We start from the raw sequence: 23,853 nt of genomic DNA on the forward strand, positions 1-23,853 counted from the left end.
ATACAGCGACATGGAAACCCGTGCCGGCGATCCCGGAGCCTTTGCCCGCTTCGACCTGACCCGCGTCCCCTCCCCCGCCTTTGTCGTAGACGCCGCCAAGGTCCGCGCCAACCTCGCGCTGCTGCGCCATATCGGCGACGCGTCGGGCGCCCGCGTGCTCGCGGCGCTCAAGGCCTTTTCGATGTGGTCGCTGGGTTCGACCGTCGCCGGCTATCTCGACGGCGTCTGCGCGTCGGGACTTTACGAAGCCAAGCTCGGGCGCAGCGAATATGGCGGCGAAGTTGCGACCTATTGCGCGGGTTATAAGGAAGCCGATCTGCCCGAGATCGCGGCGCTGTCGGATCATCTGATTTTCAATTCGCCCGGCCAGATTGCGCGCTTCCGTCCGCTGCTCGACGAATTGCGCGCGAAGGGCGAGACGTTCGACGTCGGGCTCCGCATCAATCCGATGCACAGCGAGGGCGAGGTCGCCAAATATGATCCCGCCGCGCCGTGCAGCCGCCTCGGCTTTCCGATCAGCCAATTGCTCCCCGAGCATATGGAGGGGGTCGACGGTGTCCATATGCACAGCCTTTGCGAGCAGGACTTCCCGCCGCTCGAACGCACTTGGAACGCGGTTCACCCGATGCTGCGCCCCTTCTTCAGCCAGCTCAAATGGATCAATTTCGGCGGCGGCCACCATGTGACGCGCGCCGATTATCAGGTCGACGATTTGATCGCCTTTCTGAAACAGGTGCGCGCGGCGACCGACTGCGACGTGATGATCGAGCCGGGCGAAGCGATCGCGCTCGACGCGGGCATCCTCGTTGGCGAAATCCTAGACCTGTTCGACAATGGCATGCCGATAGGCATCACCGACATTTCGGCGACCTGCCACATGCCCGACGTGATCGAGGCGCCCTATCGCCCCGCGATGCTCGATGAGGGCAGCGAGGGTATGCCGACGCGCCTCGGCGGCCCCTCGTGCCTCGCGGGCGATGTGATCGGCGATTACCGCCTCCCTGGGGGCGCCCGCATCGGTCAACGCTTCGCCTTCCTCGACCAGGCACATTATTCGATGGTCAAGACGAACAGCTTCAACGGCGTGCCGCTGCCGTCGATCTGGCTGTGGGACAGCGAGAGCGACGAGCTGCGGCTGATCCGCGAATTCGGTTACGAGGATTTCAAGACGCGGCTGGGGTAAGCTCAGCCAGCGCCTGATGGATGTCGCTGACCACGACCGACCCTTCGCCGACCGACGAGGCGACGCGCTTCACCGATCCCTTGCGCACATCGCCGACGGCATAGATGCGCGGCCAGCTCGTCTCGAACCGGCTCGGCATACGGTCGAGCGACCAGCCCGCCTTGACCAGTTCGAGCGGGGCGATGTCGGTGCCGGTCTTCACGAAGCCGCGCTCGTCGCACACCATTTCCTTGGGCAGCCAGCTCGTATTCGGGCGCGCGCCAAGGAACAGGAACAGGAAACCGCAATCGCAATGCCCCTCGTCGCCCGTCTCGCGGCAGCGGTAGGTCAGACCGGCTAGCCGGTCCTCGCCGTGCAGCGCGATGACGTCGGTCGCCGGGATGATTTCGATATTCGGATGCTCTTCCAGCCGCTTGACCAGATATTCGGACATCGTCTCGCGCAGGCTCGACCGGCGGAAAATCACGTAAACCTTCTTTGCGACGCTCGCGAGATAGATCGCGCCCTGCCCCGCCGAATTGCCCGACCCGACGATCGTCACCTCGGCGTCGCTGCATAGCTGTGCTTCCATCGGCGTCGCGCCATAATAGATGCCGCGGCCTTCATAGGCTTCGATCCCGTCGATCGGCAGACTCTGATATTTCGCGCCGCTCGCGACGACCACCGCGCGGCTGCGCAGCTTGCGGCCGTCGGCGAGGTGCAGGCAATAGGCATCGCCGTCGCGGCCGATCAACGCCGCGCGCACCGGCGACACCAGCCGTGCGCCGAACTTCTGCGCCTGCACCGTCGCGCGGCGCGCCAGCTCGTTGCCCGAAATGCCGGTGGGAAAGCCAAGATAATTCTCGATCTTTGACGAGGTGCCGGCCTGCCCGCCCGGGGCGAGCGAATCGAGGGCGATCACCGTCAGCCCTTCCGAGGCGGCGTACACCGCCGCCGCGAGCCCGCCCGGACCGCTGCCCACGACAAGGACATCGGCGGTCGCGCCATCGGGAAGCAGGTCGAGGCCCAGTCCCGCCGCGAGCTGTTCGGGGGTCGGCTGGACCAGCACTTCGGCCGCGCCGAGGATCGCCACGGGCAACTGATCTTCGGCAAGCCCGCGCTCGGCGAGCAGATGCGCGGCGACCGGGCCGTCGGCGGGGTCGAACCAGCGATGCGCAACGCCATGCTTCATCAGCAGGTCGCGCATCGCATAAACGCTGCGATCCATGGCCGCGCCGATGATGATCGTCACCGCAAAACCGCGATGCTTGCTGAATTCGCGCCGCGCCGACAGCACGCGAACGAAAATGTCAGAATAGTGCGAATTGCCTGCAATCAGCCGCTGAAAATCGGGGTGCGCGATGCGGAGAATCTCCCCATCGGCGCCCATCTCCACCCGCGACAAATGCCGTTGCCCGGTCAGCACCGACAGGTCGCCCGCGAACTGCCCATGCTCCATCCAGCCGACGCGCTTGCGACCTTCGTCGGTCGACGCGAAAATGTCGGTGTGGCCCGAAAGGGTGACGATGCAGTCGGGCGCCATCGCGCCCTCCTCGACCAGCAGGTCGCCCGCCTTGTGCGTCTCGACGGTTCCGAAGCCGCGCAGCTCGCCCAGTTCCGCGTCGGAAAATGTGTGATTGACCTCGGCGCGAGATACCATGTTGCGAGCTTCCTTTCGGTTGGCTTGTTAAATGTTCGTAGCGTTGTGCCGGGCACTTGTCGTGCCTTTGCCCATTCGGCGCGCGTCGACCCCGTTTGTTTCGGCGCGGCTGTGACCACGGCGTTACAAAATTGCGCGCTAGGGTCTTTACAGGGGGGACCCCCGCCCATATATGCGCTCTCCGCTGCCCCAGGGGGACTTCCAATAACCGCAAGGCAGCCTTGGATGTTTAACGTTATCTTTGGGGGTCCCTTGAGTTGCACCAGCATCATAGCGCCCACGGGCTGATTCAGGCACTTTCGCCGGTCGAACCTGTTACGCTTGTCCGCCCGCACGCCGCGCGGCGCGCAGCGCGTTTCTTCATCGAGCGATTTCCCGGCACGACCATGTATGCGGTCAAGGCGAATCCGTCGCCCGACCTGCTGCGCGTGCTGTGGGATTCGGGTGTCACCCATTATGACGTCGCCTCGATCGCCGAGGTGCGGCTCGTCGCCCGCACGCTGCCGCAAGCGACTCTCTGCTTCATGCACCCGGTGAAGGCCGAGGAAGCGATTTCCGAAGCCTATTGGAAGCATGGGGTGCGCACCTTCTCGCTCGACACGCTCGACGAGCTCGAAAAGATCGTCCGCGCAACCGAAGGCGCGCAGGATCTGAACCTGCTCGTGCGCCTCCGTGTTTCGTCCGATCATTCGAAGCTCAGCCTCGCCGCGAAGTTCGGCGCCGAGCCCGACGAAGTCGCCGAACTGTTGATGGCGACGCGCCAGGCCGCCGACGCGCTCGGCATCTGCTTCCACGTCGGCAGCCAGGCGATGACGCCCCACGCCTATGCGCAGGCGATGGAACGCGTCCGCGCCGCGATCGTCGCGGCGTCGGTCACCGTCGACATCATCGATGTCGGGGGCGGCTTTCCCTCGTCCTATCCGGGCATGGAGCCGCCGCCGCTCGACGCCTATTTCGAGACGATCCATCGCAGCTTCGAAAGCCTGCCGATCAGCTATTCGGCCGAACTCTGGTGCGAACCGGGCCGCGCGCTGTCGGCCGAGTATAGCTCGCTGATCGTGCGCGTCGAAAAGCGCCGTGGCGACGAACTCTACATCAACGACGGCGCTTACGGGGCGCTGTTCGACGCCGCGCATGTCGGCTGGCGCTTCCCCGTCTCGCTGCAGCGCGACGTGGAGAGCGACGGCGAGATGGTGCCGTTCAGCTTCTACGGCCCGACCTGCGACGATCTCGACCATATGACGGGCCCCTTCTTCCTGCCCGCCGACATCAAGGCCGGCGATTTCATCGAGATCGGGATGCTCGGCGCCTATGGATGCGCGATGCGGACCAAGTTCAACGGCTTCGGCGCCGACGAGACCCATGTCGTCAGCGACGAGCCGATGGTCAGCCTCTACACCGGCGAAGTCGAACAGGAACGCCGCAGCGCGACGGTGACCAAGCTGTTCTGATAACGACCGAATAGCGAAAACGGAAAGGGCCGGCGCAGCGATGCGACCGGCCCTTTTCCTTTTGGGAGAAGGCGCTAGATTGCGCCGCCCATGCAGCCCTTCCATCATCTCCTCGCCAACAATCTGATCGCCAACATCACCAATTTCACGGTGTGGTTCGCGCTGACCTTTTGGACCTTTCTCGAAACCCAATCGGTATTCGCGACAGGGATGATCGCGGGCATCTATCTCGTGCTGACGGCGATGCTCGGCATCTGGTTCGGCAGCCTTGTCGACCATCATGGCAAGCGCAATATGATGCTGGTGTCGAGCGTCGCCTCGCTGATCCTCTACGCGGCCGCACTCGGCGGCTTCCTGCTCGATCCCGACATCCGCAGCGCCGAAACACGGAGCCTGACGCTCTGGCTCTTCATCCTCGTTTCGATGCTCGCCGTGATCGCCGGCAATATCCGCATGATCGCGCTCCCGACGCTCGTGACCCTGCTCGTGCCCGAAGACCGGCGCGATAAGGCGAACGGGCTCGTCGGCATGGTCGGCGGGATCGGCTTTCTCACCACCTCGGCGATCAGCGGCTTCCTCGTGGCGTGGGGCGGCATGGCCGGAACATTGATCTTTGCGATCGGCTTTTCGCTCGTAGCGATCGCCCACCTGCTTTTCGTCCGGATCGACGAACCGCGCAATGCCGAAGACCATGCCGAACCGCGCCGGATCGACCTTGCGGGAACCTTACGCGTCGTGCTCGCCATTCCGGGGCTTTTCGCGCTGATCCTCTTCTCCTCCTTTAACAATCTTCTCGGCGGCGTCTTCATGGCGCTGATGGACGCTTATGGCCTGTCGCTGATGAAGGTCGAGGAATGGGGCCTGCTCTGGGCGGTCATATCCTGCGCTTTCATCCTCAGCGGCGTTATGATCGCGCGGACCGGGCTGGGCGCCAACCCGGTGCGAACCTTGCTCCTCGTCAACCTTGGCGCGTGGATCGTCGCGGTCTTCTTCACCATCCAGTCGTCGATCCTGCTGCTCGCGGCCGGCTGTTTCCTCTGGATGTTCCTCGGCCCCTATGCCGAAGCGGCCGAGCAGACGACGCTGCAAAAGGTCGTGCCGTTCGAGCGGCAGGGGCGGGTTTTCGGTTTCGCCCAGTCGGTCGAACTCGCGGCTTCGCCGCTCACCGCCTTCCTGATCGCACCGCTCACGCAGTTCGTATTCGTCCCGCTGATGACGACCGGATGGGGCGCCGACGCGATCGGCGACTGGTACGGCCGCGGCCCCGAGCGCGGGATCGCGATCGTCTTTTCGATCGCCGGTCTGCTGGGCGTGCTCGCCACCGCCGCTGCCTTCGCCTCCCGATCCTATCGACGGATTTCCGCCGCTTATGCGGATGGCGCTGGCGATGGCGTCGCGCCGGCCCCCGCCTGACAGTCCCGCACGGTCGATTAGCTCTTCCGTTTCACTTCGCAATCCTTCTATCTTTGCGCAAACAGCAAGGGAGGATGCCGCTTGGTCAGGACGATCTATCGAGCCGTAGCGGACGATGCCGCATGACGATGCTTGAAGGCATCCGCATCGTCGATCTGACGACCGTCATCTTCGGCCCCTATGCGACGCAGATGCTCGCCGACCTCGGGGCGGAGGTGATCAAGGTCGAAATGCCGGGGGTCGGCGATGTGTCGCGCTACCTCGGCAGCGGCGTTCCCGACCCGACGATGGGATCGATACACCTCACCGTGAACCGCGGCAAACGCTCGATCGCGCTCGATCTGAAAAAGCCCGAAGATGCCGAAGTGCTGCGCGGCCTGCTCGCCACCGCCGACGTCTTTTTCCACAACGTCCGCGGCAAGGCGATCGCGCGGCTCGGCTTCGACTATGACGGATGCCGCGCGATCAAGCCCGACATCATCTATGTCCACGGCACCGGCTTCGGACAGGAGGGCCCCTATGCCGATCTTCAGGCCTATGACGATGTCATCCAGGCGGCGAGCGGCACCACCAGTCTCCTCCCCCGCGTCGACGGCGACCCGCGCCCGCGCTATTTTCCCTCGCTGATCGCCGACAAGGTCGCCGGCCAGTTCGGGGCGCAGGCGATCCTCGCGGCGCTCGTCCACAAGTTCAGAACCGGCGAAGGGCAAGAAGTTCAGGTGCCGATGTTCGAATGCTTCACCTCGTTCATGCTGGTCGAGCATCTGCGCGACGCGGCGCTCGACCCGCCGATCGGGCCCGCGGGCTATCCGCGCCAGCTCGATCCGACGCGCCAGCCCTTTCCGACGCGTGACGGCTATCTTGCCATCGTCCCCTACACCCCCGAATCGACCGCCCGGCTGATGGTGCTGCTTGGCAGCGGCGAGCTGACCGAAACGCCCGAATTCCAGGCTGCCAAGGCAAAAGGCCAGCATATGCCGATCGTCTACGGCGAAATCGCGCGCAAGACGCCGGCGAAGACGACCGCCGAATGGCTCGCGCTGTTCGCCGAGAATGACATTCCGGCGATGGCGGTCCGCGACCTTCACGACATCAAGGCGGACCCGCATCTGTCGGCCACGGGCTTTTTCCGCCACCGCACGCATCCCGATGTCGGCGTCTTCCACGAAATGCAGCCGCCGGTGAAATATGGCGCGATGTCGCCCCGCGACCTCGGCTTCGCGCCGCGCGTCGACGGCGACGGCGCGGCGATCCGCGACGAACTCGAGGCCCGGCACGGCTGAATTTTGGCAATTGCATATCGGCGCGCGGCCCCTAGCATCGCCGCGACACGACAAAAGGGGGGAGCCATATGACGCCGAACATCCTCGCACCGGGCGCGGTGCTGATTCTGTGGACGCTCGTCATGCTGGTCTGGGTCGGCGTGACGCGCTTCCGGGCGCTCGCCAAATCGGGTATCGACCTGAAAGCGGCACCGCCGGGCGGCCGCGGCGGCGACCTCGAAGGCATATTGCCGCCGATCGCAAACTGGAAATCGCACAACTACACGCATCTGCTCGAACAGCCGACGCTCTTTTATGCCGTTATCCTGATCTTGCACGCGGTCGGCGGCTACCCCGCCTATATCGTGTGGATCGCCTGGGCCTATGTCGCGCTGCGTATCGTGCACAGCTTCTGGCAAGCGACGGTGAATCGCATACCGGTACGCTTTGCGATCTTTGCGGCATCGACTTTGTGCCTGTTGGCCCTGGCGCTGCTCGCGGTCATTGCCACTTTGGGTTGAGGGGGAGAGAAAGATGGGAACGAACGCTATTTTGGGGCCGGTCGCGACGCTGGCGCTCTGGTCAATGATCATGTGGGTGTGGATGTATGCGACGCGGATCCCGGCGATGCAGCGCGCGAAGATCGACGCCGCGAAGATGGTCGGCGGCACCGGCAAGGGGCTCGACGAGGTATTGCCCGCCGAAGTGCAGTGGAAAGCGCACAATTACAACCATCTGATGGAACAGCCGACGGTCTTTTACGCCGTCGCGATCGCGCTCGCGGTCGGCGGAATGGGCGGCGGGCTCAACGCGCAGATCGCCTGGGCCTATGTGGCCCTTCGCATCGTCCACAGCCTGATCCAGGTGACGATCAATCGCGTCATGTGGCGCTTTGCCGTCTTCGCGCTGGCAAGCCTCGCGCTATTCGCACTGTGTCTGCACGCCTTCATGGGGTTCGTTCTACACTGAACCCTAGCGCGAAAACCGAGCGGCCAGTTCCACATGGGTCGACCAGCGGAACTGGCCGACGGGCTGCACCCAGTCGAGCGAATAGCCGCCCTCGACCAGTATCTTCGCATCGCGCGCGAAGCTGGCGGGATTGCAACTGACATAGGCGATGACCGGCGCGGTCGATGCCGCGAGCTGCTTCACCTGCTCCTCCGCCCCGGCGCGCGGCGGATCGAGGATGATCGCGCCGAACCGGTTCAACTCGGCGGGCACCAGCGGGCGGCGGAACAGGTCGCGATGCTCGGTCGCGACCAGCGCGCGCGCGCGGTTCGCCGCGCCGGTCAGAGCCGCGACCGCGTCGCGCGCGCCCTCGGCAGCGTAGACCTTGCGTCCGGCCTGCACCGACAGCGCAAAAGTGCCGACGCCCGCGAACAGATCCGCGACGGCGCCAGCCTCACCGATCGCTTTGGTCACCGCATCGATCAGCGCGTTTTGTCCCGCCGCCGTCGGTTGCAAGAAGGCAAAAGGCGGCACTTCGACCAATATATCGCCAAAGCGCATTGTCGGCGGATCGGGCTGCCACAGGATTTCGAACCCCTCGCCCTGGTCGATCGCAAAGCGCGCAAGATTATGCGCGCCGGCGAAATCCTGAAGCGCCATCGCGGCGTCGAGCCCTTCGGCTTTCACGCCTTCGAGAATCAGTTCGACGCCCTGATCGAGCATCTGCAGCTTGACCTTCACCGGACGCCGCGGCTGCGCGACCGTCGCGAGCAATTCGCGCACGGGTTCGATCAGCGCGAACAGTTCGGGGAGCAGCAGCGGACACATCCGCATATCGACGATATGGTTGCTCTGCGCGGCGTTGAACCCGATCGCGACCTGCTTGCCCGTCCGCAGCGCGGTCAACGCGGCGCGGCGGCGGCTCCGCGGCGGCGAAAGCTGCGCGGGAAGCACGTCGCCATAGGGCACCTCCTGCCCTTCCAGCCCCCCGACAACCCGGTCGCGCACGAATTCGGCCAGCGCCGGCTCGGCGACATGCTGCAACTGGCAACCGCCGCATTTGCCGAAATGGCGGCAGACGGGGTCGGTGCGGTTCGGCCCCGGGATGATGATGCCGTCGTCGCGCACGCGGTCGCCGGGAACGCCGCCCGCCACATGGCGGCCGTCGCCCGTCACGCCGTCGCCGCGCGCGGCGATGCGCTCGATCAGCGAAGCTTCGCCCATGTCAGTCCCTTATCAGATCGTCGGCCACAAGGCCGGGGCCTATACGCGCCGCCTGCGCGATATGCCAGCCCACCGCGGCGACCGCCGCGTCGAAGGCATCGCCGCCCCGTGCGAGCATCGCACCGCACGCGCCCGCCAACACGTCGCCTGTGCCCGCCGTCGCCAGCCAAGGGCTGCCTGGCCACGCGGCGACCAATCGGCCATCGGGCGCGGCGATCACCGTATCGGCGCCCTTGTAGACGACTACCGCCTGCGTCCGCGCCGCAGCCGCCTTGGCGCGGTCGATCTTGCTCCCGTAAAGTTGCGGGAAGGCGCGCGCGAACTCGCCTTCGTGCGGGGTCAGGATCGTCTTGCGCGGCGTTTCGGAGAGGCGGGGAAGCGCCGCGTCGATCGCGGCGGCATCGAGCACGAGCGGCTTCCCCGAATCGAGCGCGGCTTCGACGTCGAACAGCAATTCGTCGCCCGCCGGAAATCCCGGCCCGATGACGACAGCGCCGACGCGCGGATCATCGAGCCGCTCGCCGAACTTCGCATCGCTTTCGGCGATGATCGCCGAAAAGGGCGCGCGTTCGCTGCCGTTGAGGACGACATAGCCCGCCCCCGCGCGCAATGCCGCCGCCGCTGTCAGGCCCGCCGCGCCGGGCATGGGACCCGCGAAGACCAGCACCATACCCCGCGTGAACTTGTGGGCGGTCGCCTCCGGCTGCGTTTCCCGCACCCTCGGCAGCGTCCGCATCGCCTTGTTCGCCGCTATGCCGATCGGCGCGAGCAGGACGCGCCCGCAGGCGGGCGCGGTCGGAAGCAGGACGTGCGCGGGCTTCAATGCGCCGAGCGCGAGCGTCACATCGGCGCGAAGCGGGGGCATCCAGTCGGCCGCGCCGTCACTGTCGATTCCGCTCGGCACATCGACCGCCAATATGCGCCGGTCGGCAAAATGCCCGAGGATGGCCGCAAGGTCGTCCGCGATCGGCCGCGAAAGACCGACGCCGAACAGTGCGTCGACGATCAAGGGTGCAGGAGCGAGACGTCCATCGACCGCCTCGACCGGTCCGCTCCACCCCGCCCGCGCCGCTTTCGCCAGTTCGGTCGAGGGTTCGCTCAGCGCAGCGACGCGCACCGCCGCCCCGCGTGTCGCGAGCAGCCGCGCCGCGACATAGCCATCGCCGCCATTATTGCCGGGACCGCAGAGGATCAGGATCGGCGCGCCCGCCGCCATCCGCCAGGCGGTATCGGCAACCGCCGCGCCCGCAAGCTCCATCAGTTCCGAAAGCGAAGTTCCCTGCACCGCGCACGCCGCCTCGGCCTCGCGCATCGCATCGCTGGTCAGGATCGGGGCATCGGCGGGAACGGACATGCCCCGCCCTATCACGATCGCGCGAGAGCGCCTACTTCGCGCCGCCCGTGTTGGCGGGAAGGCGATAGCGGTCGTGCCCAATCGCGACCTCGATCATATTGTTGCCGACGATGCTGACCTTCGCCGGTTCGGCGCCGTCGGCCGACACCACGCCGCGCCCGTCGGTGGTGATCTGCAACCTGCGGTAACCGACGTTGGCGCGCCCGACGACGAGGACCGTCCCGTCCGCTCCGCTCATTTCATCGACGGTGCAAGTGCGGTCGAACAGCTTCGCGCCTTCGAGTGCGCATTCGATACGGCCGTGTTCGGCGGCTTCGCGTGCCCCACGCGCTTCAGCCTCGGCGAGATCGCCATTGTCCGGCGACCGATCGCAGCCCGCGAGCGCGATCAGCGTCAGCAATACCCCCCCAAATCGCTTCATCCCTAGCCCTTCAACTGCGACAGGTCGCGCACCGCTCCTCTTGCGGCGCTCGTCGTCATCGCGGCATAGGCCTGAAGTGCTACCGAAACCTTGCGCGGGCGGGCCTTTTCGGGCTGCCACCCCGCAGCGTCCATCGCCGCGCGACGCTCGGCCAGCACGCTGTCGGCAACCGCGAGAGTGATCGTCCGCGACGGGATGTCGATGTCGATCAGGTCGCCATTCTCGACCAAGCCTATCGTGCCGCCTTCGGCCGCTTCGGGCGAAACATGACCGATCGACAGGCCTGACGTGCCGCCCGAAAAGCGCCCGTCGGTGACCAGCGCGCACGCCGCGCCCAGCCCCTTCGACTTGAGATAGCTCGTCGGATAGAGCATTTCCTGCATTCCCGGCCCGCCCTTCGGCCCTTCGTAGCGGATGACGATGACGTCGCCCGCGACCACCTGCCCGGTCAATATGCCCGCGACCGCCGCGTCCTGGCTTTCATAGACCTTCGCCGGGCCCGAGAATTTGAGGATGCTCTCGTCGACCCCCGCGGTCTTCACGATGCAGCCGTCGAGCGCGATATTGCCCGACAGAACGGCGAGCCCGCCATCCTTGCTGAACGCATGTTCCGCCGAGCGGATCACCCCCGCCTCGCGATCGAGATCGAGGCTGTCCCAGCGCCGGTCCTGGCTGAACGCCGTCTGTGTCGGCACCCCGCCCGGCGCCGCCATGAAGAATTTCCGCACCTCGGGATCGTTGGTCCGCGAAATGTCCCATTTGTTGAGCGCATCGCCGAGCGTCGCGCTATGCACCGTCGGCAGGTGCGCGTGGAGCAGCCCCGCGCGTTCGAGCTGGCCGAGGATCGCCATGATCCCGCCGGCGCGGTGGACATCCTCCATATGGACGTCGCTCTTCGCCGGCGCGACCTTCGACAGGCACGGCACGCGGCGCGACAGCCGGTCGATGTCGGTCATCGTGAAATCGACCCCGGCCTCGAACGCGGCGGCGAGCAGATGCAGCACGGTATTGGTCGACCCGCCCATCGCGATGTCGAGGCTCATCGCATTCTCGAACGCCTCGAAGGTCGCGATATTGCGCGGCAAAACGCTCTGGTCGTCTTCTTCATAATGACGGCGGCACATTTCGACGACGATCCGCCCCGCGCGCAGGAACAGCTCCTTGCGGTCGGCGTGCGTCGCGAGCGTCGAGCCATTGCCCGGCAACGACAGCCCCAACGCCTCGGTCAGGCAGTTCATCGAGTTGGCCGTGAACATGCCCGAGCACGAGCCGCAGGTCGGGCACGCCGCGCGCTCGATCTCGGCCACTTCCTCGTCGCTATATTTTTCGTCGGCGGCGGCGACCATCGCATCGACCAGATCGAGCGCGACCTCCTTGCCCTTGAGCACGACCTTGCCCGCCTCCATCGGCCCGCCCGACACGAACACGACCGGAATGTTGATCCGCAGCGCCGCCATCAACATTCCGGGGGTGATCTTGTCACAATTCGAAATGCACACCATCGCGTCGGCGCAGTGCGCGTTGACCATATATTCGACGCTGTCGGCGATCAGGTCGCGGCTCGGCAGCGAATAGAGCATGCCATCGTGCCCCATCGCGATACCGTCATCGACCGCGATGGTGTTGAATTCCTTGGCGACCCCGCCCGACGCTTCGATCTCGCGCGCGACCATCTGGCCCAGGTCTTTCAGGTGAACATGTCCGGGAACGAACTGGGTAAAGCTGTTCACCACGGCGATGATCGGCTTGCCGAAGTCGCTGTCCTTCATCCCGGTCGCGCGCCAGAGGCCGCGCGCGCCCGCCATATTGCGGCCGTGGGTCGTGGTGCGCGAACGATATGAAGGCATTTTCAACAATCCTGATAATTTTATTTCAAAATAATGCGAAGAGACGCGCCTCTACACGCCTATCAGGGCAGATTCAATGCAACTTTGCTGCACATGCGAGAAAGTCGCTCGGCAAAAAGCGCCTGCCCCGCCGCATCGCCGACCATATCCTGCCGCATCTCGATCCCGACATAGGGAATATTGTTCGCCTCGGCGTGGCGGTTCATCGTCGCGTTGAGCAGCTTGCCCGAATAGGGTTGCTGGTCGCCGACGGCCATCCCCTCGGCCTCCAGCGCCGCGATCGCCGCGCCGGCGAGCCGGTCATCCTCGTTATAAAGCACCCCGACATGCCACGGCCGCGCCTGATCGGGATGCGCTGCTAGCGACGGCGTGAAACTGTGTAGCGACAGGATCATCGCTGGGCGCCGCGCCTCGATCGTTGCGGCTATATGGTCGTGATAGGGTCGGAAGAAACGCGCCAGCCGCGCTTCACGCGCGTCATCGTCGAGCGCATTGCCCGGCACCACATGGCCATCGCTCGCGATCGGCAGCACGCCCGGCGCATCCTCCTCGCGATTGCAGTCGACGACGAGCCGCGACACGCCGCCGAGGATCGCCGCGTCGGCCGCGCCCGCTTCGACGAGCCGTGCCGCGACTTCGGCGACGCCGATGTCGATCGCGATATGGTTCGAGAGCAGCGCCGGCTCGATGCCCAGATCGATGTCCTCGGGCACATGGTTCGACGCATGATCGGCGATCAGCAACAGGCCGCCCGCGCGCGCTTCGCCGATCTGCCGCCACGCTTCGCTCACTTCAATGCTCCCGCCATCGTCCACCAGCCCGGATGCCGCTCGGCCAGCAAGACGGCGGCAGCATCGCGCTCGGCCGCCGCGTCGAACAGCGCGAAGCAGGTCGCCCCCGAACCCGACATGCGCGCCAGCCAGGGCCTGAGCGCGCCGAGTTCGAGCAAAATGTCGGCGATCGCCGGGCACTGGGCGATCGCCGGGCGCTGCAGATCGTTGCGCGCGCCGAGCAACCCCGCGCGCGGCTCGGCGCCGGTGAACAAAGGCCCGCGATCGATCCCCTCCCATGCGGCGAACACCGGCCCCGTCGCGACCGGCTGGCGCGGATTGACCAGCAGCACCGGCGTCCCGCCGAGCCGCAGCCCGGGCACGGCGCTGAGTTCCTCGCCCGTGCCGACACCCAGACACGTCTCGCTCGCCACGCAAGCGGCGACATCGGCGCCGAGCGGGCTCATAATCCGCGCCAGCGTCGCGTCGCCGATCTCGGGCAGAAAACGCCGCCGCACCAACCGCGCCATCGCCGCGGCATCCGCCGACCCGCCACCGATCCCTGCTGCGACGGGCAGCGTCTTGGTCAAATTCACCGCCAGCGGCGGCACCCGGTCGGCGCCGTAGAGATCGCGCAGCAGCGCCAGCCCCCGCATCACCAGATTGTCGCCGCTCGCGCTCAGCCCGTCGGCGAATTCGCCGTCGATCGCCAGACTGTCGGCATCCGCGACCTCGGCGGCGATCGCATCACCGCCGTCGACAAAGGCGAACAGCGTCTCGATCGCATGATAGCCGTCGGCGCGCCGCGCCCGGACGTGCAGCGCGAGGTTGATCTTGGCCCAGCCGGTCTCCTGAAACGCCGTCACGGCGCCGTCGTGGCGGGGGTCAGCCCGTCGCGGAGCTTCGCCACCAGCCGCGTCGCCATCTCGGCGTCGGCGAGCAGCGCTGCGGCGCGCCAATTATATCGCGCGCGAAACTTCTGTCCCGCCTTCCAATAAGCGTCGCCCAGATGTTCGACGATCACCGCATTGTCGGGCTCGCCGCGCTGCGCCTTTTCGAGCAAATCGACCGCATCGTCGGTGCGCCCGGTCAGGAAATAGGCCCAGCCGAGCGAATCGGCGATGCTCGCATTCCGGGGCTCGCGGCGCCACGCGGTTTCGATCCGCGCGAGCGACTGCTCGATGTCCTTGCGCCGTTCGAGCGCCGAATAACCTGCGAAATTCAATATCGAGGCGTCGCCGGGCCGCAGCGCCACCGCCCGCTCCATCAGGGGCTGCGCCTCGTCCCACCGCCCCGCCTGCAACAGGAGGTCCGCGCGCGCGATCAGCAGGGTGCCGCGCAGCGCCCTGTCGCCTTCATCGTCGCCCAGCGCCGCCTCGAGCCGCTCATAGGCGCGGCCCGCCGCCGTGGGGTCGCCCGATCGCCGCGCGATGTCGGCGAAGCGGACGAGCAGGCCGCGCGCGGGATTGGCGTTGGCGGCGGTCTCGGCCAGCTTCGCCGCGCCCGCGAGGTCGCCGGAATCGGCCATCAATTCGGCGCGGCGCATCGTCAGCACCCCCGGCAGTTCCTGATGCCCGGCATCGAGCAACACCATCGCCTCTTCGCGCTGGCCGTTGCGGTCGAGCGCTTCGACCAGCGTCGTCCGCACGGCCCAGTCTTCATCGTTCAGCCAATAGGCCGCGCGCGCGAACAGCAAGGGCAGCTTCGCACTGCCATTCGGCGTTCGCGCGAGGCCGTCGGCCAATATGCCGAGCCATTGCGCGACACCTTCACGCGGCGTCGAAACCGGCTGGTCGGGCAGCAGCAGCATCGGGTCCTCCCGCTGCCCCGACGCCAACGCGATCCGCCCGCGCAGCCGCTTGGCCGCTTCGCTTTCGTCCGCCTTGTCGAGCGTTGCCGCGACCCGCGTGGCGACAAGCTGGCTCGTCCGGTCGGTCAGCGTGATATTGTCGGTCAGCGCCGCGGCCGAATCGGCGCGCTTCGCCGCGATCTGAACGAGCGCGACCTGCAGCGTCAGCGCGGGTTCGGGCCGGGTCGGACTGTTCACCGCGAGGAGATGCTGCTCGGGAAATTTCTCGCGCGCGCCGATGTCGATCCACGCATTCACCGTCGGCGTGATCAGCCGCGCGATCGTGTCGGCGCCCGTCTTGTCCGCCCGCCCCGCCATATAGGTGCGGGCCGCCTTCCAGTCCGACCTGCGCATCGCATCGACCATCAGCACCAGCTGCGCATCGAACCGGCGGTCGCCCGCCGCCCACAGGCGTTGCGCAGCGTCGTGCGCGGCGTCGAGGTCGCCCGCCTCGATCGCCTGCTCGAGCATCCGTCCGCGGATGCCGGGCAAGCCCGGCGCGGCGCTCGACACCATCGCCAGCGCCGACAGCGCGACTGCCGGCGCGCCACTCTCTTCCGCCAGTCGCGCGCGCACGAGCGCGTTGAGGACCTCGCCGCTATCGCTGGCGGCATGCGCAGGCACCGCCGCCGCGATCGCGGCAGCGATCAGAAAGAAGCGAGCGGACTTACATGTTCGGATAATTGGGGCCTCCGCCGCCTTCGGGGGTGACCCAGTTGATGTTCTGGGTCGGGTCCTTGATGTCGCAGGTCTTGCAGTGGACGCAATTCTGCGCGTTGATCACGAATTTGGGATCGCCGTCCTCTTCGCCGACGATCTCATAGACGCCCGCCGGGCAATAACGCTGCGCGGGCTCGTCATAGAGCGGCAGATTATAGGCGACCGGAATCGACGGATCCTTCAGTTGCAGATGAACCGGTTGATCTTCCTCATGGTTGGTGTTCGAAATGAACACCGAGGAGAGACGGTCGAAGGTCAGCACGCCGTCGGCCTTGGGATAGTCCGGTTTCGGCATGATGTCGGCGCGATAGAGGCTCTCATTGTCCGGATGATGCTTCATCGTGAAGGGGAGTTTGATCTTCAGCGTTTCGAGCCACATCGTCATCCCCGACAGGATCGTCCCCGCCAGGTCGCCATATTTCTCGACGAGCGGCAGCACGTTGCGCACGATGCTGAGTTCCTTCTTGACCCAGCTGTCGTCATAGGCCGCCTGATAGGCGCCGAGCGTGTCGCCCGACCGGCCCGCGGCAACCGCCGCGAACGCCGCCTCGGCCGCCATCATCCCCGATTTCATCGAGGTGTGCGTGCCCTTGATGCGCGGCACGTTGAGGAAGCCCGCACTGTCGCCGATCAACGCGCCGCCCGGGAAGGCGAGCTTCGGCACCGATTGCAGCCCGCCGTCGCTGATCGCGCGCGCGCCATAGGAAACGCGTTTGCCGCCCTTCAATATCTTCGCGATTTCGGGATGCGTCTTCCACTTCTGCATCTCCTGGAACGGAGAAATGTGCGGGTTGCGATAGTTGAGCCAGGTCACGAAACCCAATGCGACCTGCCCGTTGGCCTGATGATAGAGAAAGCCGCCGCCATTGGCATTCTGGTCGAGCGGCCAGCCCTGCGTATGGATGACGCGCCCCGGCGCATGCTGCTCGGGGTCGATGTCCCACAATTCCTTGACGCCGAGCCCATAAACCTGCGGCTCGCAATCGGCGTCGAGCGCGAATTGCGGCTTGAGCATCTTGGTCAGATGGCCGCGCACGCCCTCGGCGAAGAACGTATATTTGGCATGGAGTTCAAGGCCGGGGGCATAGTCCGCTTTATGGCTGCCATCGCGCGCGACGCCCATGTCGCCGGTCGCGACGCCTTTGACCGAGCCATCCTCGTTATAAAGGATTTCGGCCGCCGGAAAGCCCGGGAAGATTTCGACGCCCAATCCTTCGGCCTGCTCGGCGAGCCAGCGGCAAAGATTGCCGAGGCTTCCCGTATAGGTGCCCTCATTGTGCATGAAACCGGGCGAGATGAATTCGGGCAGGCCGAATTTCTTGTTCTTGGTCAGAATCCAGTGTTGATTGTCGTTCACCGGCACCTCGGCCAGCGGGCAGCCCTGGTCGCGCCATTCGGGGAGCAGTTCGTCGAGCGCCCTGGGATCGATCACCGCGCCCGACAGGATGTGCGCGCCGACTTCGGACCCTTTTTCGAGGATGCACACCGACAATTCGCTGCCGGCTTCATTCGCCAGCTGTTTCAGGCGGATCGCCGCCGAAAGCCCCGCCGGCCCCGCGCCGACGATGACCACGTCATAGGGCATCGATTCCCGTTCGCTCACCGCAAATACCTTTCTGCCGTCCCCGCGCCGATCATTCATCGTGTCCGGCGCTCATTCTGTCACGAATTGCGATGCCCGCCAATTGACGCGCCCGTCAACCTCCTGTTTCAAACAATTTCATGGGTGGGCAAAACTCTGCATTGCTGGCGGAAAGCTATAGCGACTGGTGGTCGCTGGCGGGCGTCGACGCGCTGGTCGGCGAGGAACCGGCGGGCTGGCTGGTCGTGCCGCCGGCGAATGACGCTGCGGCCGCCAAGCCGAAACGCGCGCCCGATAACGAGCCCGAGCCGCTCCCGCTCCCCGCGGCGCTCCAGCGGCAGGAGGCGCTCGAGGCTGCCGAGCCGAAAGGGCCCGTCGTATTTCCCGACGACTGGAACGAATTTCAAAACTGGCTGGCAACCGGTGCCGACGTGCCCGGCAGCCAGTGGGATGCGCGCCGGGTGCTTCCGGCGGGCGATGCGGGCGCGCCGCTAATGCTGCTCACCGCCTGGCCCGAAATCGACGATCAGCAGAGCGGCGCTCTCTTCTCGGGCGCCGCCGGCCAACTGCTTGACGCGATGCTGCGCGCGATCGGCATGGCGCGCGGCGACTGCTACACCGCCAGCCTTGCCGTCACCCGCCCCGCGGGCGGTCGCTGCGACGGCGAAGAGGCGGCCGAACTCGATCGCCTGCTGTGGCATCATTTGCGGCTGGCGAAGCCGGAGCGGCTGTTGTTGATCGGGAGCGACATCACGCGCATGGCCGCCGCGATCGCCCTGCCCGATGCGCGCGGAAGGTTACTGAATATTAACCAAGATGGCGCCAAGATGGACGCGGTGGCTGTGGCGCATCCGGTGATGCTGCTGGCCCGGCCCGCCCAGAAAGCGGCGGCTTGGGATAGCCTGAAACTGTTCAACCGGGGACGTTGACAGATGGAAAATATGACCAGAAATCTTATCTCCGGCGCCGCTCTGGCGCTTTCGCTCGCCGCAGCGGCCCCCGCGTTCGCCGCCGATGCCGGCGACCGCGATTTCACGTCGGCGCCGCAAACGGTGCCCGATATTCTCTCTTCGAAGCAGAAGCAGCTTTATACGCAGGTCCTGGGCGCGATCCGCAGCGAACGCTGGGCCGACGCCAAATCGCTGCTCGACGAGTCCGGCCAGGAGTCCAATGGGGGCCCGCTCACCGATTTCCTGCGCGCCGAATTGCTGACCGCCGCGAACAGCCCGCGCGCCGAAGTCGCCGACATCATGCCGATCCTTTCGCGATCGCCCTGGTTGCCGCAAGCCGCACAACTCGGCCGCCTTGCGACAAAGCGCGGCGCGTCCGATCTGCCGGCCCTTCCCTTCGAGGCGCGCCTCGCCTGGGCCGGCAGCGCGCCGCGCCGGCTCGGCGCCGACAGCGTCAGCGACCCCGCGGCCGCGCGCCTCGCCGCGACGATCCCCGACCGGATCAAGAACGACGATCCCGCGGGCGCCGAAATGCTGCTCAATGCGGCCATCGACCAGCTCAGCCCGGCGGCGCGCGCCGAATGGACGCAAAAGGTCGCCTGGTCCTATTATATCGAAAATGACGACCGGAATGCGCTGCGCCTGTCGCTCGCCTGCACCGCGGGCGGCGGCGCCTGGGCGACACAGGGCGCGTGGGTGCAGGGTCTCGCGTCGTGGCGGCTTCGCGATTACCGCACCGCGCTCACCGCGTTCGACCGCGTCGCCAAGGAAGCGCCCGACAGCGAACAGCGCGCCGCCGCTTATTATTGGGCCTCGCGCGCCGCGGTCGCCGCGGGCCAGCCCGCCTTGGTGGAGCCGCGCCTGCGCGCCGCCGCCGCCAATCAGGAAACCTTCTACGGCCTGCTCGCCGCCGAATCGCTCGGCGTCGAGGCGGCAATCCAGCGCGAGAATGTCCGGGCCGACCGCAGCGCGTGGCGCGCGCTCGAGAAGCTGCCCAACGTCCGCATCGCGATGGCGTTCGCCGAGATCGGCGAAGATATCTACGCGGGGCAGGCGCTGCGCCATCAGGCCCAGATCGGCAATTCCGACCAGCATGCCCAGCTCATCGCGATGGCGGGCGCGCTCAGCCTGCCCGAAACGCAGCTCTATCTCGCGCACAACACCCCGCATGGCCGCAAGCCCGCCGTGCAGGCCCGCTATCCGCAGCCGAAATGGGAACCGAAGGGCGGGTGGAAAGTCGATCCCGCGCTGGTCTTCGCCCACACGCTCCAGGAATCGCGTTTTCAGCGTACCGTGGTCAGCAGCGCGGGCGCGACCGGGCTGATGCAGGTGCGCCCCGGCACCGCGCGCGATATCGTGCGTTGGGAAGGCGCGGTCGCCGCGCTCGGCGACCTCAAGACGCCCGCGGTGAACATGGACCTTGGCCAGCGCTATCTCCAATATCTGAGCCGCGAGCCCGCGACGGGCGGCCAACTGCCCAAGGTCATCGCGGCCTATAACGCCGGCCCCGCGCCGGTCGCCCGCTGGCAGACCGAGATCCGCGATAATGACGATCCGTTGCTTTATATGGAATCGATCCCCTATTGGGAAACGCGCGGCTATGTCGGCATCGTGCTGCGCAACTACTGGATGTACGAAGCGCAGCAGGGCAAGCCTTCGGTCAGCCGCGCCGCGCTGGCGCAGGGGAAATGGCCGCGCTTCCCCGACGGAAAGGATCGCACGCGCCTGACCTATGCCGGCGATTTCGCGAATGCCGATTGACGAGAGCCTGGCCTTCAAACCCGTCCGCATCGCGCTCCTGACGATTTCGGACAGCCGCAGTGCCGCCGACGACCGTTCGGGCGACAAGCTTGAGGAATTGCTGAGCGGCGCCGGCCATATCCTCGCCGCGCGCGCGATCATCAAGGACGAGACCGCCCTGATCGTCTCGCGCCTCCACAACTGGATCGACGACCCCGAGGTCGATGTCGTGATCACCACCGGCGGCACCGGCCTGACGGGCCGCGACGTGACGCCCGAGGCGCTTCACCGGCTGGACGGCAAGGATATTCCGGGTTTCGGCGAGCTCTTCCGCTGGCTCAGCTACCAGACGATCGGCACCTCGACGATCCAGTCGCGCGCCTGCGCCGTGGTCGCCCGCGGCACCTATATCTTCGCGCTCCCCGGTTCGACCGGCGCGGTGACCGACGCGTGGGAAGGCATCCTCTCGACCCAGCTCGACAGTCGCCACAAGCCTTGCAATTTCGTCGAACTGATGCCGCGATTGATGGAATGATCCTACACTAGTGTCGTCATCCCCGCGAAAGCGGGGACCCAGAGCGGTGGAGCGCCTACCTGGAAGGGTGGAGCTGGGTTCCCGCTTTCGCGGGAATGACGAAAGGGCAAATGTTCTTTATTTGTTCTCAACAACGGCGTATTCTCCGCCGGTGGAATCACCCAAACCCCCGATTCCGGGCCGCGGCGCCCCGACCAACTTACGCCCGACCCGCACCGGATCGCTCGACCGCGAGGCCGATGGCGACTGGCTCGACGCTGCCGAGGACATCGACGGCGAGGCGCCGCGCCTGCGCACGACGGTCACGGTCGAACATCCCAAGACGATCATCGCGCGCAATTCGTCGCCCGACATCGGCTTTGACCGCTCGATCAACCCCTATCGCGGCTGCGAGCATGGCTGCATCTATTGTTTCGCGCGCCCGACCCACGCCTTTCACGACCTCTCGCCCGGGCTCGATTTCGAAAGCAAGCTGTTCGCCAAACCCGACGCGGCGAAGCTGCTCCGCGCCGAACTCGCCAAGCGCAATTACAAGGTCGCGCCGCTCGCGATCGGCACCAACACCGACGGTTACCAGCCGATCGAACGCGAATGGGGCATCACGCGGTCGGTGGTCGAGGTGCTCGCCGAAACGCGCCACCCGCTGATCATTACGACCAAATCCGACCGCGTGCTGCGCGATATCGACCTGCTCGCCGACATGGCGCGCGACAATCTGGTCGGCGTCGCGGTGTCGGTGACCTCGCTCGACCCGAAAATCGCGCGCATGCTCGAACCGCGCGCGCCGCACCCGCGCCGCCGCCTCGCCGCGATCCGCAAGCTGATCGATGCCGGGGTGCCTACACAGGTCAATATCTCGCCGATCATCCCCGCGATCACCGACCACGAAATCGAGGCGATCATGGCGGCGGCGGCCGAAGCTGGCGCGATCCGCGCTTCCTACATCCTCATGCGCCTGCCCTTCGAGGTCGCACCGCTCTTTCGCGCCTGGCTCGCCGCTCATTATCCCGACCGCGCCGACAAGGTGATGCACATGGTGCAGGACATCCGCGGCGGTCGCGACAACGACGCTCAGTTCTTCACGCGCATGCGCGGCCAAGGCGTCTGGGCGCAGCTCACCCGCACCCGCGTCAAGCGCGCCGCGCGTGAACATGGCATGGACCGGAGCTTCCCGCAGATCCGCAGCGACCTGTTCCGTCCGCCCGAGCGCGACGGGCAGATGGAGCTGTTTTGAGTCCTCTTGAAGCCGTTCGTGCTGAGCTTGTCGAAGCGCCGCTCTTTTCTTCTCCAAGGCGGAGAGAAAGAACGGCCCTTCGACAAGCTCAGGGCAAACGGGTTTTTAGCGATTACGCCGCCGTCAGCGACCGCAGCCTATAATCCTTATAATCATCCCTGATCTGCCGCTTCAAAATCTTGCCCGTCGCGGTGTGCGGCAGTTCGTCGACGAAGACGATCTCGTCGGGCAGCCACCATTTGGCGACCTTGTCTTTGAGGTAATCGACGATAGCCGCCTCGCTCGTCTCCGCACCCGCCTTCCGCACGACCAACAGGATCGGCCGCTCGTCCCATTTGGGGTGATAGACGCCGACCGCCGCCGCCTCCTGCACGCCCGGCGCGCCGACGGCGGCGTTTTCCAGCTCGATCGAGCTGATCCATTCGCCGCCCGATTTGATCACATCCTTCGCGCGGTCGGTGATCTGCATGACACCGTCGGGATGCAGCACCGCAACGTCGCCGGTGTCGAACCAGCCTTGACCGTCCGCTGCGTCGGCATCGGCCTTGAAATAACGCTGGATGATCCACGGCCCGCGGCATTGCAGCCGCCCGCTCGTCTCGCCGTCGCGCGGCAGTTCGCCTCCCCCATCGTCGACAACGCGCAACTCGACGCCGAACGGCGGACAGCCCTGCCGCGCGACGATGTCGACGCGCTCGTCGAAGCTCATCTCATCCCAGTTCCACGGCCTTTTGCCCATCGTCCCGATCGGCGAGGTTTCGGTCATGCCCCAGGCATGGCCGACATCGATCCCCGCCTTCATAAACCGCTCGATCATCGCGCGCGGACACGCCGACCCGCCGATGATCACGCGGTGGAGCTTGCCATAGCCGATGCCCGTCGCGTCCATATGCGCGAACATCGCGATCCACACCGTCGGCACGCCGGCGCTGTGGGTGACGCCCTCATCGTGCATCAGGTCGCAAAGCACCTGCGCGTCGTTGGTCGCGGAAAACACCAGCTTCGCGCCGACGGTCGCGGCGGCAAAGGGAATGCCCCAGCTGTTCGCATGAAACATCGGCACGATCGGCAGCACCACGCTGCGGTTCGACATGTCGAACACGTCGGGCTGGATCTCGGTGATCGCGTGGATGACGTTCGAGCGATGCTCATAGAGCACGCCCTTCGGATTGCCCGTCGTGCCGCTGGTATAGCAAAGCCCGACCGGATCGCGCTCGTCGAGCTCCACCCATTGAAAGCTGCCGTCTTCGGCATCGATCAGATCGCGATAGGAAAGATAGCCCTCGCGCGCCGGGGCGTCGAACAGGATGAAATGCTCGACCGTCGGCAATTGCGGGCGGAGCCGCTCGACGATCGGCAGGAACATCGTGTCGAACAGCAGCACGCGGTCCTCGGCATGATTGACGATATAGATCAGCTGTTCGTCGAACAGCCGCGGGTTCACCGTATGCAGCACCCCGCCCATGCCCGCGGTGCCGTACCAGCTGACCAGATGGTGGCCGTGGTTCATCGCCAGCGTCGCGATGCGGTCGCCCTTCTTCATTCCGAGTTTCACCATCGCCGCGGCGAAACGCCGCGCGTCGGTTCCGACCTCTCCCCAGTTCGACCGCGTCATGCTGCCGTCGGCCCATCGCGACACGATTTCGCGTCGCGAATGTTCGCGTGCGGCATGATCGATCAGGCTCGTGACGAGCAGCGGCTGGCCCTGCATTCCCATGGTGCGGCATCCTC

Annotated in this window: 20 protein-coding genes; 10 read left to right on the forward strand and 10 right to left on the reverse strand. The window is 66.0% G+C overall.

The genetic code is table 11. The features are described from left to right. The first annotated feature begins 10 nt into the window (after window positions 1-10). A complete protein-coding gene (locus tag GGR90_RS09500) occupies window positions 11-1,183 on the forward strand; it encodes a carboxynorspermidine decarboxylase (protein WP_167921191.1) in 1,173 nt (390 codons plus the stop codon). Here GGR90_RS09500 and GGR90_RS09505 read toward each other — a convergent pair. Further along, window positions 1,164-2,822: an FAD-dependent oxidoreductase gene (locus tag GGR90_RS09505; protein ID WP_167921192.1), complete on the reverse strand. Its 1,659-nt coding sequence runs from the start codon at window positions 2,820-2,822 to the stop codon at window positions 1,164-1,166. The genes GGR90_RS09500 and GGR90_RS09505 overlap by 20 nt on opposite strands. Before the next feature lie 257 nt (window positions 2,823-3,079). Between GGR90_RS09505 and GGR90_RS09510 the strand changes: the two genes are divergently transcribed. From GGR90_RS09510 to GGR90_RS09530, 5 genes are all read left to right on the forward strand, one after another. Beyond that, entirely contained in the window at window positions 3,080-4,273 is a 1,194-nt protein-coding gene (locus GGR90_RS09510; protein WP_167921193.1) for a type III PLP-dependent enzyme, read from the forward strand. Between the two features lie 90 nt (window positions 4,274-4,363). Continuing rightward, entirely contained in the window at window positions 4,364-5,686 is a 1,323-nt protein-coding gene (locus GGR90_RS09515) for an MFS transporter (protein ID WP_167921194.1), read from the forward strand. A 122-nt stretch (window positions 5,687-5,808) separates the two neighbouring features. Beyond that, window positions 5,809-6,969, forward strand: a complete 1,161-nt coding sequence (locus GGR90_RS09520) for a CaiB/BaiF CoA transferase family protein (RefSeq protein WP_167921195.1) — start codon at window positions 5,809-5,811, stop codon at window positions 6,967-6,969. A 68-nt stretch (window positions 6,970-7,037) separates the two neighbouring features. Beyond that, window positions 7,038-7,469: an MAPEG family protein gene (locus GGR90_RS09525; RefSeq protein WP_167921196.1), complete on the forward strand. Its 432-nt coding sequence runs from the start codon at window positions 7,038-7,040 to the stop codon at window positions 7,467-7,469. A gap of 13 nt (window positions 7,470-7,482) precedes the next feature. Beyond that, window positions 7,483-7,917: an MAPEG family protein gene (locus GGR90_RS09530; RefSeq protein WP_167921197.1), complete on the forward strand. Its 435-nt coding sequence runs from the start codon at window positions 7,483-7,485 to the stop codon at window positions 7,915-7,917. Between the two features lie 3 nt (window positions 7,918-7,920). Here the strand turns inward: GGR90_RS09530 and GGR90_RS09535 are convergent, their stop codons facing one another. From GGR90_RS09535 to GGR90_RS09570, 8 genes are all read right to left on the reverse strand, one after another. Further along, on the reverse strand, window positions 7,921-9,120 hold the full coding sequence (locus GGR90_RS09535) for a class I SAM-dependent RNA methyltransferase (RefSeq protein WP_167921198.1): 1,200 nt from the start codon (window positions 9,118-9,120) through the stop codon (window positions 7,921-7,923). 1 nt (window position 9,121) lies between these two features. Next, the gene (locus tag GGR90_RS09540) at window positions 9,122-10,474 is read right to left on the reverse strand and encodes an NAD(P)H-hydrate dehydratase (RefSeq protein WP_167921199.1); all 1,353 of its coding nucleotides are present in this window, start codon (window positions 10,472-10,474) and stop codon (window positions 9,122-9,124) included. 31 nt (window positions 10,475-10,505) lie between these two features. Further along, on the reverse strand, window positions 10,506-10,895 hold the full coding sequence (locus GGR90_RS09545; protein WP_167921200.1) for a hypothetical protein: 390 nt from the start codon (window positions 10,893-10,895) through the stop codon (window positions 10,506-10,508). A 2-nt stretch (window positions 10,896-10,897) separates the two neighbouring features. Then, the gene (gene ilvD / locus GGR90_RS09550) at window positions 10,898-12,742 is read right to left on the reverse strand and encodes a dihydroxy-acid dehydratase (RefSeq protein WP_167921201.1); all 1,845 of its coding nucleotides are present in this window, start codon (window positions 12,740-12,742) and stop codon (window positions 10,898-10,900) included. A gap of 62 nt (window positions 12,743-12,804) precedes the next feature. Further along, window positions 12,805-13,533: an N-formylglutamate amidohydrolase gene (locus GGR90_RS09555; RefSeq protein WP_167921202.1), complete on the reverse strand. Its 729-nt coding sequence runs from the start codon at window positions 13,531-13,533 to the stop codon at window positions 12,805-12,807. Next, complete coding sequence (locus tag GGR90_RS09560; protein ID WP_167921203.1) at window positions 13,530-14,378, reverse strand: 4-(cytidine 5'-diphospho)-2-C-methyl-D-erythritol kinase; 849 nt, start codon at window positions 14,376-14,378, stop codon at window positions 13,530-13,532. Before GGR90_RS09560 ends, GGR90_RS09555 begins: the two co-directional genes overlap by 4 nt. After that, window positions 14,375-15,985 (reverse strand): tetratricopeptide repeat protein, encoded by a 1,611-nt coding sequence (locus GGR90_RS09565; RefSeq protein ID WP_342449924.1) that lies wholly within the window; start codon window positions 15,983-15,985, stop codon window positions 14,375-14,377. Before GGR90_RS09565 ends, GGR90_RS09560 begins: the two co-directional genes overlap by 4 nt. 43 nt (window positions 15,986-16,028) lie before the next feature. After that, complete coding sequence (locus GGR90_RS09570) at window positions 16,029-17,684, reverse strand: 4Fe-4S dicluster domain-containing protein (RefSeq protein ID WP_167921204.1); 1,656 nt, start codon at window positions 17,682-17,684, stop codon at window positions 16,029-16,031. Window positions 17,685-17,803: 119 nt separating this feature from the next. Here GGR90_RS09570 and GGR90_RS09575 point away from each other — a divergent pair, with 119 nt between their 5' ends. The 4 genes from GGR90_RS09575 (at window position 17,804) to GGR90_RS09590 (ending at window position 22,122) form a co-directional block, all read left to right on the forward strand. Then, the gene (locus tag GGR90_RS09575; protein ID WP_167921205.1) at window positions 17,804-18,592 is read left to right on the forward strand and encodes a uracil-DNA glycosylase family protein; all 789 of its coding nucleotides are present in this window, start codon (window positions 17,804-17,806) and stop codon (window positions 18,590-18,592) included. 12 nt (window positions 18,593-18,604) lie between these two features. Beyond that, the gene (locus tag GGR90_RS09580; RefSeq protein ID WP_245198560.1) at window positions 18,605-20,374 is read left to right on the forward strand and encodes a lytic transglycosylase domain-containing protein; all 1,770 of its coding nucleotides are present in this window, start codon (window positions 18,605-18,607) and stop codon (window positions 20,372-20,374) included. After that, on the forward strand, window positions 20,364-20,888 hold the full coding sequence (gene moaB, locus GGR90_RS09585; protein ID WP_167921207.1) for a molybdenum cofactor biosynthesis protein B: 525 nt from the start codon (window positions 20,364-20,366) through the stop codon (window positions 20,886-20,888). Before GGR90_RS09580 ends, moaB begins: the two co-directional genes overlap by 11 nt. A 151-nt stretch (window positions 20,889-21,039) precedes the next feature. Next, complete coding sequence (locus tag GGR90_RS09590) at window positions 21,040-22,122, forward strand: PA0069 family radical SAM protein (RefSeq protein ID WP_381448943.1); 1,083 nt, start codon at window positions 21,040-21,042, stop codon at window positions 22,120-22,122. Between the two features lie 112 nt (window positions 22,123-22,234). Here GGR90_RS09590 and GGR90_RS09595 read toward each other — a convergent pair whose 3' ends face one another. Next, window positions 22,235-23,839, reverse strand: a complete 1,605-nt coding sequence (locus GGR90_RS09595; protein ID WP_167921208.1) for a long-chain fatty acid--CoA ligase — start codon at window positions 23,837-23,839, stop codon at window positions 22,235-22,237. Window positions 23,840-23,853: the final 14 nt, after the last annotated feature.

Origin of the sequence: Sphingopyxis italica (genome assembly GCF_011926545.1) — a bacterium.
Taxonomy (GTDB): Bacteria; Pseudomonadota; Alphaproteobacteria; order Sphingomonadales; family Sphingomonadaceae; genus Sphingopyxis; species Sphingopyxis italica.